The 14,633-nt window shown below is 35.4% G+C and carries 13 protein-coding genes and 1 pseudogene; 2 read left to right on the top strand and 12 right to left on the bottom strand.

From position 1 onward, the window contains the following. Positions 1–42: 42 nt before the first annotated feature. The 11 genes and pseudogenes from XJ32_RS02060 to XJ32_RS02010 all read right to left on the bottom strand — a co-directional run bounded on the left by XJ32_RS02060 (position 43) and on the right by XJ32_RS02010 (position 11,766). On the bottom strand, positions 43–975 hold the full coding sequence (locus tag XJ32_RS02060; protein ID WP_077388191.1) for a hypothetical protein: 933 nt from the start codon (positions 973–975) through the stop codon (positions 43–45). Beyond that, a complete protein-coding gene (locus tag XJ32_RS02055) occupies positions 975–2,261 on the bottom strand; it encodes a homoserine dehydrogenase (protein WP_077388190.1) in 1,287 nt (428 codons plus the stop codon). The genes XJ32_RS02060 and XJ32_RS02055 overlap by 1 nt, the downstream gene beginning before the upstream one ends. A 115-nt stretch (positions 2,262–2,376) precedes the next feature. After that, complete coding sequence (locus tag XJ32_RS02050; RefSeq protein ID WP_077388189.1) at positions 2,377–3,654, bottom strand: divergent polysaccharide deacetylase family protein; 1,278 nt, start codon at positions 3,652–3,654, stop codon at positions 2,377–2,379. A 37-nt stretch (positions 3,655–3,691) separates the two neighbouring features. Beyond that, positions 3,692–4,231 (bottom strand): hypothetical protein, encoded by a 540-nt coding sequence (locus XJ32_RS02045; protein ID WP_005219727.1) that lies wholly within the window; start codon positions 4,229–4,231, stop codon positions 3,692–3,694. Positions 4,232–4,243: 12 nt separating this feature from the next. Next, positions 4,244–4,522, bottom strand: a complete 279-nt coding sequence (locus XJ32_RS02040) for an HP0495 family protein (RefSeq protein ID WP_005219726.1) — start codon at positions 4,520–4,522, stop codon at positions 4,244–4,246. 155 nt (positions 4,523–4,677) lie between these two features. Next, positions 4,678–5,574 carry a hypothetical protein gene (locus XJ32_RS02035; RefSeq protein WP_254422425.1) on the bottom strand — a complete coding sequence of 299 codons (897 nt, stop codon included), beginning with the start codon at positions 5,572–5,574 and terminating at the stop codon, positions 4,678–4,680. A gap of 216 nt (positions 5,575–5,790) precedes the next feature. Continuing rightward, positions 5,791–7,617 carry an arginine--tRNA ligase gene (argS, locus tag XJ32_RS02030; RefSeq protein WP_254422424.1) on the bottom strand — a complete coding sequence of 609 codons (1,827 nt, stop codon included), beginning with the start codon at positions 7,615–7,617 and terminating at the stop codon, positions 5,791–5,793. A 13-nt stretch (positions 7,618–7,630) separates the two neighbouring features. Further along, entirely contained in the window at positions 7,631–7,906 is a 276-nt protein-coding gene (gene tatA / locus XJ32_RS02025) for a twin-arginine translocase TatA/TatE family subunit (RefSeq protein ID WP_004087480.1), read from the bottom strand. A 170-nt stretch (positions 7,907–8,076) separates the two neighbouring features. Further along, on the bottom strand, positions 8,077–8,670 hold the full coding sequence (gene gmk / locus XJ32_RS02020; protein ID WP_437339626.1) for a guanylate kinase: 594 nt from the start codon (positions 8,668–8,670) through the stop codon (positions 8,077–8,079). 1,055 nt (positions 8,671–9,725) lie between these two features. Continuing rightward, a pseudogene (locus XJ32_RS13385) lies at positions 9,726–10,331 on the bottom strand (septal ring lytic transglycosylase RlpA family protein); the annotation flags it as partial. 226 nt (positions 10,332–10,557) lie between these two features. After that, positions 10,558–11,766, bottom strand: coding sequence for a lytic transglycosylase domain-containing protein (locus tag XJ32_RS02010; RefSeq protein ID WP_077388185.1), 1,209 nt, complete (start codon positions 11,764–11,766; stop codon positions 10,558–10,560). A gap of 276 nt (positions 11,767–12,042) precedes the next feature. On the opposite strand from XJ32_RS02010, the gene XJ32_RS02005 reads away from it, so the two are divergent. Continuing rightward, entirely contained in the window at positions 12,043–12,522 is a 480-nt protein-coding gene (locus tag XJ32_RS02005) for an RNA pyrophosphohydrolase (protein ID WP_077388184.1), read from the top strand. Continuing rightward, the gene (locus XJ32_RS02000) at positions 12,522–13,724 is read left to right on the top strand and encodes an aspartate kinase (RefSeq protein ID WP_077388183.1); all 1,203 of its coding nucleotides are present in this window, start codon (positions 12,522–12,524) and stop codon (positions 13,722–13,724) included. Before XJ32_RS02005 ends, XJ32_RS02000 begins: the two co-directional genes overlap by 1 nt. 119 nt (positions 13,725–13,843) lie before the next feature. Here XJ32_RS02000 and XJ32_RS01995 read toward each other — a convergent pair whose 3' ends face one another. Next, entirely contained in the window at positions 13,844–14,623 is a 780-nt protein-coding gene (locus tag XJ32_RS01995; protein ID WP_077388182.1) for a TerB family tellurite resistance protein, read from the bottom strand. Between the last annotated feature and the right edge of the window lie 10 nt (positions 14,624–14,633).

Here is a 14,633-nt window from a genome sequence, read left to right as displayed (position 1 = left end):
CGGTATATTTTCTATTAGATACTGCATTGACAGACTAAGAATCTAAGGATATAAACTTTGTTCATGTTGTAAGATTCTAATAACTCTAGAATCTTGCATATATGTATCCCATAAAGCTTTACGCTCAATTGAGAGATTTTCGCAATGTTTTTTATCTGGGGCTAGGGCATTTTTTGCTACTTGCTTTTCTGCTTGGGTGAGTTCTGGGATATACCTATAAAATCTCGCACAAGCACAACTTTTTGCTACAAAATCAACAAGCTGTGTGGGATATGAAAATACGCTTAATCGCTCTCCTTGCGGTCCCACTCTCACACCATCAGAATCTTGTATAAAAATCGTCCTATATGTATAAATATAGGGTTTGCATATCTCTTCTTTTGGGGTGAGGGCTATCTCTAAAGATTGTGTATCCCATGTGAATTTCAATGTTTGAAATGGGGTTATTTTATCATATTGGGCTTGTAAGTCGATACTTGTTGTCTGCATGTCTTTTAACACATAGCTATAATCTTTGATAATGTCAAAATGCGTGAAAATCTCTGTCTTTTTATCCGCTATTATCGCAAAAAAGGCTTCTTGTATATTCATATCTGGGTAGAAATAAGTATCTTTTATCTTTGTCGCACTGCAATCTGGCAATATACACGAAAAAGATTCTAGAATCTGCATGATATCTTTATCATTTTTATATGTATGTCTTAGTCTTACAAAGGTTTTATCTATAATCTTTGCTTCTTTTATGCTGCTTTTTTTACCTTTACTTTTTCGTTGCAAATAGGCATTATAAAGGGCTGTATAATCATTTACTTCTTTTGGAATCTCTTTTAAAGTTAGCGAATTAGAATCTAGCTTTTCGGTAGTATATGCTAAATTACTGCTAGTTTGCATGAAAATATTTGTATCTTTTTTATCGCTATCACAAGCTACAAAAAGAATGGATAGAGAAAAAAGTAAGAAATAAATACAAGGCATTACAAAGATTCTATTCGTATCATATAGGGCTTTTTGCTGACTTCTTTTAAGTTTTCTAGTGATTCTAAAGCTTTTTTTATCTGCACTTCAGAGCATGTATGTGTGGCAAGTAAAAGCAGGGCTGAATGTGTGTCAAGGTCTTTTGGCTTTCTTTGGATAAGCGATTGTATAGAAATATTATGTGTGGCTAATACTTCTGCAATATGTGCTAATACGCCGGGCTTATCATCGACTTGCAATCGCACATAGTAGCGACTTATAATCTTATCTTTTGGTAGTAGCACCATGTTTTGCTCTAAGCTATGCTGAAAGCCTGCGACATAGCCTAGCATAGGTGCGGTTTTGCTACGCACAATCTCTATAATATCACTCACAACAGAGCTTGCCGTCTCACTCCCACCAGCACCCGCTCCATAATACACGCTTTCACCAACTTTATCGCCTATTACACTAATGGCATTCATTGCACCATCAGTTTTTGCAAGCATAGAATCTTTTGGTATCATACATAAATGCACGCGTAATTCAAGTGCATTTTCCTGCTTTTTAGCAATGCCTAGCAGCTTCACACTATAATCATGCTCACAAGCAAAGCGGATATCTTCAAGGCTAACATCTTCAATCCCCTCAACGATAATATCCTCCATCTTCGCATGGATACCATAGGCAAGTGAAGCAAGTATTAATAGCTTATGTGCGCTATCACTGCCATTAATATCAAGTGTGGGATCGGCTTCTGCATAGCCTAGATTCTGTGCTTGTGTCAAAGCAGTAGCAAAATCTGTGTTGTTATTACTCATTTGTGTTAGGATATAGTTACTCGTGCCATTCATAATGCCACGGATACTTAAGATATGATTCGCACATAAGCCATCACGCAAAGCCTTGATAATAGGTATGCCACCGCACACACTCGCTTCAAAACCAATGGAAGATTCACTCCCTTTTAGCTCTAGCTCATGCCTGTGATATGCAAGCATAGCTTTATTTGCAGTAACAAAGCCTTTTTTATTTGCTAAGGCTTTAAGGGCGATTTTATAAGGCAGCTCCACACCGCCCATAAGCTCTACGATAATATCAATCTCTGGGTCATTTAGCGCGTCATCGATATTTGTGCTTAAGGGGATATTGACATTTTTATTGTGAATATTTCTTGCGATACCAATCTTTGGGATAATAAAAGCCCCTGTTCTTGCCTGTATGATATCTCTATTTTGCTGCAAAATCTCAATAACGCTACTCCCCACAACCCCAACGCCAATAATTGCTACATTTATAGTTTTCATAATATACCTTGAATGCTTTTCTTTTCAGTGCGATATTATAACAGCAAAATGATGATTTGGGAAAATTCGCTAGTGTGTTGAGATATAAGGTATTTTAAATAATCTCAAAATATCGCTATTCTAGCAAAGGCAATGGCGTTTTTGTGTCGCTTATATTGTGTTTTTGTAGTAATAAGTCAAGCTCGTTTATATAAAGCATTTCATAATCATTTAATAATATTTCTTTATATTCTTTTAATACTTGATAGGTTGCTTGCTTTGGGTGTCCTATCGCGATGACATAGCCTTGTTTATCTGCTATTCTTAATGCTGTATTCAGTTGTTTAGCAATGGAGGCAACATTTGTTTCATTATCTAAAAACACATTGCGTGCGATATGGATTTTATGTTGTTCTTTTAAAAGTTTTCCAGCAACACTTTTTGAAGTCGTTAGAGAATCTACAAAGCTAATTTTATGTCTAGCAAGGACTTGCAGTAATTTCTGCATATCTTCCCTGCTTTCTGTGTAGCGGCTGCCTGTATGATTATTAATATAGGCTAATTTTGGAAAATCTTTTTTAATTTGTGCGATGTGAGATTCTATTGTTTGGAGGCTATCGCCTATGCGTAAATTTATAACGCCTTGTTGCTCAAAATTATGTGCTTCAAGTGGCAAATGTATCATGTAAAATTCAAGTGTTTTTGCAATGTCTGGGTTATTTTTGCTGAAGAATTGCTTTGGAAAAAGCGATAGCGTTAGCTTTAAATGTAATGATTGAAAGTTTTTTATATCTTTTTTGTTTGCTAGGTCATCAATAATTATTACAACCTTTGGCTTTTTGTAGAATCTTTGTAGATTTTTTGTGTATGTTGTGGTTGTTTTGTCGCTATTTTTTATGGAGTTTGGAAACTTATCATTTCTGCAAGGGTGGGTAATAGATTCTTTATTACTAGTAACAGGTGAAATATCGTTTTTAGAATCTGTGTTAGATTGTTTGCTATACTCAAAATGGCAATTATTAGAATCTAAATTTTGCTTAGTTTCTATGTTAGATGCTTGGCTTTGCAAGTCGTGGCAAAAAGTGGATTTTGCATTATGGCAATTATTAGAATCTATTTGTGTTGATATGTGATTACCCTCATTATTAAAGCTTGCTGAATCTAGCTGTTTTGAATCTTTAGGGTTTTTGTTGGCTGTTGTAGATTCTATATGTGTTTGGATATGTATGGGTGGGGCTTCGTTTATTTGTAAGTGTTGCATAGTCTGCGAGTCTAGAGACAAAGGATTAATATCTTTATTTTTAGAATCTTTTTCAATGTAATACCATGAAAAGACACTGAGTATAAAGGCTGTGATAATAAACACGAGATATATGATAATAGATTTTTTCTTATGTGATTGCATATCGTTCATAAATTAAGACTTGTTGGGCTGTAACACATGGTTATAGCTATTGTGGTTTTTTATCATCTTTTTGTTTGGTTAGTCTTAACTCTGTTACACCCCTTTTATACATAAGAATAATGCGTGCAAAAAAGGCAATGAGTAAAGTGGCAAGCAATAATTTTAGTATCAGCTCACTTTGATTTAAAAAAGATTCTGAATCTGGACTTGCCATAACTTTTGGCTCTTCATTGAAAATCTTTGCAATGTTTGGTGCATAAAATAAACCAAATAAAAACATAAGGATAGCATTTAGCACATTGCACGCCCATACAAAAAAGGTGCTTTTTTGGAATCTATAGCTCATCGTTTCGTAAAATAGCATAAAAATAGCCGCAAACACAAGCATATATCCAACCTGCAAAAGTATGGGCGCAAGAATAATGCCTTGATCATATTTTGTGATAAGCGTGGTGCTAAAATCATTATTTCTAAACACTATATCTATACTCATGATAATAGATTCTGAAATATTTGTAACAATAATGCCACCTATGCAAACCCCAACAAGAAGCAGATAAAACCCAGCTAAAATCTTTGCAATCATATAAATCCTAAACTAAATCACCATAATAATGCCATGCTGTTTTGTCAAACCATCAAAATACGCAAGCCTCTCAGAATCATCTTTTACTTCAATCGAGCAATTAAGCGCGACATATTTACCATGACTTGAGATATGCTCCACAGGGGCAATATCTGCCTTACCCATAAAGACTTTTTCAATCGCTTCTAGCACAATTTCTTTACTAAAACCTATCACACGATAACGCCATATACATGGATAATCAATCTGTGGTTTTATGTCAATATTTATTGGGCTATGTTGATGATTCATATTATTCCTTTTGTAATATTTGGCTTATAAAGCTAATCTTTTGCTAACTTATAAAGATTCTGTTATGCTAGATTAATCTTTGCTTATAGAATCTAGATTCCCTAATATAGCGGTATAAATCCGCATTCATTTATATAGAATCTATTTTCTAACAATTATCTGCGTTTGATAACTGGAGCACCGACTTCATCTACTTGCTGTGCTGCCTTAGAAGTTTTACCCATTTCATCACAAGCGACTTGCAAGCCTAGCTTGCATGACTTTTGATAGAAGCTTTTTGCTAAGTTTTTATTATTTTCATATTTATCAAACCAGTATGCAACATAGCGACACGACATAGCTTCATTTAACGCACAAGAGCGTTTAAAATAATCGATAGTTTGGGGTGATTGCATAGGCAATCTCACAAAAGGCGCAATGGCATAGCCTAAGTCAAGCCCCTTTGTTACAAAATAATCAACATCAGCATAATGGTCTATTATACGCAACATGCGCGCATGAAAAAAGCATGAGGTCGCATCATCTCTCTCACACTCTTTTTTTGTAAGATTTAATGCTTTATCTACGATCATTTCATCATTATGATGTTTTAGAGATGGTGCGATAATTTGCTTTAAAAACTCGTTGTTATCATCTAAGGCTTCAAATGCAAAAAAGAGATTCACACAGCCTAAACTCTCACCTTTTTTACACGCTTTTCCATTCTTTACAATGCTTTTTGTAAGATCTTCTGCAAACTCCGCACTATCATAGTTACTTAATGCCCTTTCTTCCCCAATATAATAGGCATTTAAGCATTCAATGACTGAGCCAAGTTTGCATTCCTTATAATGAAGTCCATAAGCCTTATCATACTCTTCGTCTGCTATGGCAACATTCGCATAATAGCCTGAAGTTTTACCATGTAGTTTATTCATCTCTGCATGTAAAGCGGCAATTTCTTCTGCTACACCTTCTTTATCATCGTCTTTATCTATGTTAGAATTCCCCGCACAAGCGATTAAAAGCAATGCCATTAAGAAAGCAAAGATATTAACACTAACCTTTTTCATATATTCCTCACCTATTATCATTTGGAATCTAAAGTATAACTAAAAATCGTGATTTTTAAGATATAAAGGGGGTAATATTTTGGTTTTTATAATCTATTGCCACAAGCACACAGCACACAAAGCGTGTAGTTATGATACATGCTCTAACAAAAAAAGTATATCGCAACATTGCGGATAAGATATATGCCATAAAGTATGGCAAGACATGATTGCTTCTTACATCTTAGTCTTAATATTAATGCCTAGCATATTAAAGCCTGTTGTAAGGCTTAAAGATACAAGTAAGAATATTTTTAGAATCCCTGCTTCATGCTCGGTTTGTAAGATTCTATGTGCGTTGTAGAATGTGTGAAAAGATTTTGCGAGATTCTTTAGATATTCACATAATTTCTGTAATGCTCTCTCTTCATAACTTTGATTTAGCACATAAAAAAGCCCTAAACTTTGCAGTATTAGCTGCATGCTATCTTGCCCTAAGGAATCATTACTATCTAATAAAGTGCTTAAGTCTGTTTTGTTTATGTCTTCAAGCGATAGGCTAGATTTTTCTAGTAAAGTATGGATTCTAGCATTTGCATAATTGATATAAAACACGGGATTTGAAGAATCTTCTTTACTTAAATCCTGCACATCAAACTCCAAATGCGTATCAAGGCTCTTACTCAAAAATACAAACTTTAAGCTATCAGCCCCAATATCATTTACCACATCTTGAATGAGAATGAAATTTCCCGCTCTTTTACTCATTTTATAAGGTTGCCCATCTTTTAAAAGGCTTACCATTTGTGCGAGTAATACTTCTAGATTCTTAGAATCAAATCCTAAAAAATCAATACTTGCTTTAATGCGTGCTATATAGCCATGATGGTCAGCACCCCAAATGTTAATGTAGTGATTATAATCTCTATCAAACTTGTCTTTATGATAGATTATATCCCCTGCCATGTAGGTTGGCATACCATTATCGCGGACTAAAACCCTGTCTTTTTCATCGCCCTTGAGTGTTGATTGTAGCCATATTGCACCATCTTGGTGTAAAAGGGCATTATGTGTTTCTAGGGTTTTCATCGTGTCATCAAATCTTGTGTATAGCTCTTTTTCACTCACAAAATAATCAAAGTCAATGGATAAAGAAGCTAGATTCTCTTTAATTACTTCTAGCATCATGTCTTTTGCGTATAGTCCTATCTTTTGTAAAATATCTGTTTTTTGTGAATCTGCTGTGCGAAAAAAACTCTCTCCAAAATGCTTAATCGCGTCCTGTGCGACAGAATCAATATATTCTCCCTTATACACTTCACCGCTAAGAGATTCTAAGTTTAGAATCTTTGCCGCACTATTATAGACAGATAGAGCTAACATATCGATTTGACTACCTGCATCATTGACATAATATTCACCCTTTATATCATAGCCTAGTCGCTTTCCTATGCGTTGCAGGACACTCCCAAAGATCGCCCCGCGTGCATGTCCTATGTGAAGTGGTCCTGTTGGATTTGCACTTACATATTCAAGTAGAATCTTTGTATTTTTACACTCACCTTTTGCAAAATCTTTTGGTGATTGTAATGCTACTTCTAACATATATGTAAGGAAACTATGCGTGAGAGTGAGATTTAAATAGCCATTTAGAGCCTCTATAGATGAAAATATTTTCTTAAAAGGTTTAGTGCTATTAGAATCTAAGTCATATTGCATAAAAAAGTCTTGCAAACTCTGTGCTAATACTTTTGGATTTGTGCGTAAAATCTTTGTGAGTGTAAAGCAAAGCGGTGTTGCAAAATGTCCGTGTCGTTTATCTTTTGGGTGTTCTAATGCGATGATTAGATTTATTTTTTCTTGTGAGCTGTTAGAATCTTTCTTAGATTCTGTTTTAGATTCTATTATGGAATCTTGACTGATATTTGCATTATGCTTTGATGAAATTTTCTTTTGGTTTAAGGCGTTATTAGTGCCTTGCTGGACTACGATATTTGTGCGATCTATTGATGATAGATAGGCTTTCGTAGCTTCTGTTAGAAATTCTTTTACCTTGTAATACATTATAGCTTTCCGTTTATATTTTCTCGGTTTGCTTTTGCTGGATAGTTGGACTAGATTCTATAACTTGGGCTTCTATAACTTCTGGCTTTTTTTCACTCTTTTGCTGCGGTTTAGCTTCGCTACTAGTTTGTTCCACCTTTTTGTCATCATCGTCTTCCATTTCTTTTTTAAAGGTTTTGATACCACTACCAAGCCCTTTTGCTAGTTCTGGAATCTTCTTCGCACCAAATAATAAAACAATTACAAGCAACACTACAAGCCAATGCCATATACTCATGCTTCCCATCATTATACGCCTCCTAGATCTTTACTTTTTGCATATCTTGATCAAAAAAACTAACAATAACACAATCGCAATAATTACAAGTAATACTACAAACAACACTACAAGCCAATGCCATATACTCATGCTTCCCATTATTTCTCCTTTATGTCTTCAACCTTTTACTATTGCTTTAGCTATAAAGCATACTGTGCTAATAAGGCTTGTATCTTTGTCTCATGGTTTGCAAACATAAGACTTTTTGCGATATGTAAAATAGCCTTTTTAGAGTTTGTCATATTATCATTAATTAGCAAATAGTCAAAAGTATTTGCGTATTTTAACTCTTCTTTCGCATTAAAAAGTCGTTTTTGTATCACTTCATCGCTATCAGTCCCCCTTTTGCAAAGCCTATCTTTTAAAACATGTAGATTTTTGGGCGTGATAAATACAGATTTTGCAAGTGGATAGTATTTTTTAATGCTATTATGCCCCCTTACATCGACATCAAAGAGAATAAATTTGTCTTCTTGTATGGCTTTTTCTATCGGTTTTATGCTTGTGCCATAAAAGTTATCATGCACCTCTTCATACTCTAAAAACTCACCCTTACTAATACCTTCTTTAAAGGCTTCCTTTGTGCTGAAGTAATACTCTCTGCCGTGTATCTCATTTTCCCTTGGCTTCCTTGTGGTAGTGGATATAGAGAAATAGAAGTTTGGTATTTCTGCCTGCAAAACCTTTGTTAATGTGCTTTTTCCAGCTCCAGATGGTCCAGATATGATTAGCATATTGTAATAAGCATTATTCACTAGAATCCTTTTTTATTTGTTTTAGAATCTTATTTACTCTCTTGTGCAACATAGCCTTTGATATCATGCTTTGCGATAAAGGCTTTTGCTTCATCATAGGTTTTAAATCCACGCAAAGCGACACGATAGCCCTTATCAGTTGGCACAATATCGATTGAATAATTCGTGTCTTTTACTATGCTTTGATTATCATCTTTGAATGATTTAGCTCTATTTTCATCACTAAAAACATTGAGTGAAATCATAAAATTGCCTTTATTAATATCACTTGTCGCAGTGTTATTAGAATCTATTTGTTTAGAATCTGTGTGGCTAGGCTGTTTAGATTCTGTATTTTCCACTTTAGAATCTGTTTTAGAATCTATTGCAGTTTGCTGCGTGTTTTCTTTTGCTTGGTTTTTTATCTCATTTTGTGCTTTTTTAGCAAGATTCTCTGTGGAATCTTTTAGCCTTTGCATAGCTTCATCTATGTCTTTTATAGATTCTGTATTATCAATATGTTTTGGGGTAATGCCGACAAAAGCAGAATCTAGAGTTTCATCTTTTGTTGGTTGTGGCTTTGGCTTTGTTTCATGTTTTGCTTCTTTAGTTTTACTTTGTGTTGTATCTTCAAATTCTGGTAATTCTTCTTCACTGATTTCAAAGGGCGTGGAATCTATTTCTTTGTTTTCTACTTTTGGACTATTTGCTACATTGCTTGTTTGATTTGTATAGCTAGATTCTATTTGTGGCGTATTTACAGGTGTATTTTGTGGGTTTATGCTTTGTGTTTTAGAATCTTGTGTAGGCATAGTGTAAGTATCTGTGCTTTGGGTGTTACTATGGGTTTGTGTGGTATTGTTTGTTTGATTTATATTTGTAGATTCTATTGCGTGTGTGGTTGGTTCTTGCGGTATAGATTCTGTATGTGTTACTTGCGTATTTTGTCTTGGCTTTAAGATTGTATTTTGCTGCTGTGGTGCAGTGTATTGTTCTTTTGGTGGCTGTGGGCTAGATTCTGTATGTTTTACTTGTTGCTGTGTGTTTGGCTTTTGGTTAGTTTGTTTAGGCGTTGCTTGCGGTTTGGAATCTTTTGGTGGTGTATTATGGACTAAATCTCCACCAAAGCCTACTACCTCAACTCGCACATTCGCAATACCTTTGCCAACCATAGCAATATCATGTGCTGCGACATTTGATAAGTCAATAATGCGTCCTTCAACAAATGGTCCCCTATCATTTATCCTTACCACAGTGGTTTTGCCATTGTCTTTATTATAGACTTTAACGATTGTATTCATAGGGAAAGTTTTATGGGCTGCGGTGTGTGCGTGCATGTTGTAGGTTTCGCCATTTGAAGTAGCCTTAGCGTGAAAATCTGGTCCATACCAACTTGCTATACCATCAAATGTATCACCGACTTTTACAGGGTGTGGGCGGTAAGTCTTACCCCGCACGGTGTAGGGTCGCATAGTAGCCCTTTGTATTGCTTCACTATCTCGCATTCCACCTAAAAGCGATTGTGTAGGCGTAAAGCTCCCATCGCCTTTTACGGGCGGTTCATAATGCGTATTTGCTTGATTTGTTTGTGTGGATTTTGTGCCTTTTTTGCTTGTGGTGTGCTGCTGTGTGGCTCTATTATTTTGCGGTGTTTGTCTAATATTGTCTCTATCGTTTGCTACAAGGGTGCTACTAAAGCTTGATTGTGTAAGCTGTGTGTAGTCTTGCCTATATTTAATGGTGTTATTGCCATAAGCATCCATTGATTCATAACTACGCAATGCACCATTGCCACCATTATACTTACTCTCTGGGGCACATGCGTTGAATAAAACAATACTGCCCAATGTCGTTGCTATACAAATATGTTTGTGTAAAAAATGCAATTTAGCTCCTAGTGATTTTTTTGGTTTTCATCTGCTTGGTATTTACTGCTGTCGTGCTTCCCTTTTGAATGCTTTGTTGTGTGTTTAGTGCAGGAAGTTTTAGCATTTGATTTACCATGAGTGCATTTGATTTTAATCCATTTAATTGTCTTATTCTATCAACACTTGTATTATGTTTCCTTGCAATACTTGAGAGGTTATCGCCTTTTTTCACCTTATATGTTGTAAAACGCGGTCGCGTATCAAGTGCATTTTTAAAATGCTGTTTAAAATAGCTTAATTTTTCATAGGGCAAATATACTTGATATTCCTTTTGTGAAAATGGCACAAAATCATATTTAAAATGGCGATTATAATACCATAAATCATCAACTTTCATATTCGCACCCTTTGCAATATTTGCAAGTGAATTTCCAGCTTTTACATTCACAATCACAAGAGAATCACCCGCTCCGCGATTAAGCATATATTCTTTATCAGCTTGTTTTAACTCATGTGCGTTTGAGAATGTAAGAGACATAGACATAATTTTACGCAAATAATTGCGTGTTTCAAGTGGTAGATATTGCTTTTCTTCATCAAGTAACACTTCTATACTATCGCTTTCTGCTTCTCTTATCGCGCGATTTAATCGCCCTAAACCGCAATTATATGCCATCGCAGCAAGATACCATTTACCCGTTGCTTTATGAAGATATTGTAAGTATTTAATAGCTGCTTGTGTGCTTTTTATAGGGTCTTGCCTTTCATCTATATATTCATCTATGATTAGTCCTAGCTCTTTTGCTGTGGCTGGCATAAGCTGCCATATACCAGCGGCTTTTTTGGAGCTTAGGGCTTGTGATTTAAACTCAGATTCTGCCATAGCAAGAAATAAAAACTCCTGTGGCACATCTGCATCAGCTAACATTTTACGCAAGATAGGGATAAACTCGTAGCCATTATCAAATTGACGCGTAAGATATTTCCACTTTGTTGTATCTACATCGATTAGTCGCCCTTCAGATTCTAAAGTCGCAATGTATTCAATAGGTATATTAAAAGCATTGATTGTAGTCGTATCAAAGCGATTAAAATACTTATTTGTATTTGGTGTGTGCATACTATATTCTAAAAAGTCAATGCTACTAAGAGTATCTGCAAACATTTGTGCTGTAAAAACCTGCATTGTAGAAATGGAAATACTACAAGCAAGAATAAACTTTTTCATCACATATATTCCTTTAAATGTTTAGTTTAGAGTGTAAATTAATACTTTGAGAGTGTAAAGTCAATGCAAAAATAATTCCTTAGAGATTTCATTTTCAAAAAATAAAGCGAAATTCTACAACATGTATGCTAATAATTACCAATATTTGTTTTGAAAATGCTATCATTATAGGGATTTTTGATACATAATGATTTGATTTTAAGCAGAATGGACACTTAGATTCACATTTTTAATATTAAATATTGCATGATTTATATAGAAAAGGGAAAAGCTAGAATGGATAGGGCAGATACAAACAAACAATACAGACTAAATGTCGCCGCTATCATTGTGTCATCGCAATATCCACGCATTTGTGAGTTTTTTGTCGCTGAAAGAAGTGATTTAAAGAATGTATGGCAGTTTCCACAAGGCGGCATTGATGTAGGGGAAAGTCCAAAAGATGCGTTATTTAGGGAATTAAAAGAAGAGATAGGCACAGATGATATAGAAGTATTAGCAGAGTATCCCACATGGCTAACTTATGACTTTCCACCTATGGTTATAGAAAAAATGAAACCCTATGCAGGACAGAAACAAAAATATTTTCTTGTGAAATTAAAGCCCTTTGCAGAGATTAATTTGCAGACACAAGAGCCAGAGTTTTCACAATATGAGTTTATGGATTTAGCTTCATTGCTACAAAAGGTTACAAAGTTTAAAAAGCATATTTATACGCAAGTGCTAGACTATTTTAAAAAGGAAGGTTATATTTAATGCTAATAGTTCAAAAATATGGCGGCACAAGCATGGGCAGCACAGAGCGGATACAAAATGTAGCAAACCGCGTAAGCAAAAGCGCAGAAGGCAATAATCTCGTTGTGGTAGTGTCTGCTATGAGTGGTGTAACAGATGAGATACTAGGCTATGGTAAATCTTTTAGCCCGATACCAAATGAGAGAGATTTGGATATGGCTTTAAGCAGTGGTGAGCAAATCAGTGCTGCCCTGCTTAGCATTGCCTTAAATGCTATGGGTTATAAATCAATCGCCTTTAATGGCAGACAGGCTGGAATTATCACAGATTCTAATCACACAAAAGCACGCATTAAAGATATTAATACTGCAAATATTAAGCAGCATTTACAAGATGGATATATTGTAGTTGTAACGGGCTTTCAAGGATTAAGTGATAAAGGCGAGATTACTACACTTGGTCGTGGTGGTAGCGATTTATCCGCCGTAGCCCTTGCTGGTGCGTTACATGCGGATTTATGCGAGATTTATAGCGATGTAGATGGAATCTATACGACAGACCCACGCATAGAAGAAAAAGCAAAAAAGATTGAGCGAATAAGCTATGATGAGATGTTAGAGCTTGCCAGTATGGGAGCGAAAGTCTTGCTTAATCGTTCCGTAGAGCTTGCAAAAAAGTGGAGTGTCCCGCTTTATGCAAAAAGCAGCTTTAGCGATGATAAAGGCACACTTATTACAACGGAGGAAAACATTATGGAAAAACCTATTGTTAGCGGTATAGCACTAGATAAGAATCAAGCACGAGTGAGTTTAATTGGCATTAAAGATAAGCCCGGTATCGCCGCAGAGCTTTTTAGCAAACTTGCTTCAGCAAATGTAAATGTAGATATGATAGTCCAAACCATAGGTAGAGATAGTAAAACTAATCTTGATTTCACAGTGCCAAAAAATGAGCTTGATAAAGCAAAATTGACACTTGAAGCCTTTAAAGTCAATGCGGATTTAATCGACTATGACCATGAAGTAGCCATCGTATCAATTGTAGGTGTTGGTATGAAAAGCCATAGCGGTGTCGCAGCAAAGGCATTTGAAGCAATGGCAAATGATAATATCAATATCCGCATGATTAGCACAAGTGAGATTAAAATCTCAATGCTAATTGACTTAAAATATGCGGAATTAAGTGTGAGAACACTCCATGCAGCTTATGAGCTTGATAGATAGAAAGCTAGATTCTATACCTTGTATAAGTGAGCGCAAGGATTCTTGTGTATTTTAAAAGAGTTTGGATTCTACACCTTTATGGGTGGGTGCAGGGTTAAGGGTGCATTTTAGATCTAAAATCAATCCACCTCTTTTAACAGAACTGCATAAGCTTCAGAAATCTTTCGTAAATCCTGCCCGCCGCTTTCATTATATGGTTTGCCTAGATTTCTTGGATCAATTACATTTTGCCTTTTTTGTTTGAAAAAGTCGTTGTATTTAGAATCCAGCTCTTCTTTTGTGAAGCCATCATTAAGCCCAAAAAGATTCATTGCCTCTTCTTTTGTAAGCGGCACATACTCTTCATTCAAGGCTTTAAAGCTATCATACAGATGATTAAAGTCAGCGTTGTCGATCTCTAAAATCGCAGCAACATTGATGATAGAATCTTCTTCTTCTTGTGAGAAATTCCCATCAGCATAAGCCAATGCAAACATAAATTCCACTATTTTTACTCTCTTTTTATACTGCCCAATTGTCTCGCTTGCAAAGAGTTCTGCTAACTCTTGTATATCATCATTTCTAGATTCCTTATAGATTTCTAAATACAACTCACTTGGCTGGTCAGAATCTTTTGCCATATCATCAATAATGCCCTTTACAAGTCTCTCTTCTAACATACAGCTCTTGTCATCAGCAAAGCTTAATCGCCCTAAAATACTCACAATAATGCCATATTCTGTGCGTTTTAGTTTTTCTTTTGGGCTAAGTATTGGACGCTCTTCTACATAGTCTTGCTGTCTTTGCGGCTGCAAAATATCTCTATCTGTTGGGACGATTGGATTGCTAAGATAGCCTTGAAAGGTCTTATAAAGGTAGAATATAATCCCCGCAGCGATTAAAAATAATACTAATTCCATTTGGTTTCCT

The organism is Helicobacter bilis (genome assembly GCF_001999985.1).
In the GTDB taxonomy this organism is placed as follows: domain Bacteria; phylum Campylobacterota; class Campylobacteria; order Campylobacterales; family Helicobacteraceae; genus Helicobacter_A; species Helicobacter_A rappini.
Note: the sequence above shows the minus strand (reverse complement) of the source record. Positions and strands in the feature narration are given on the sequence as shown.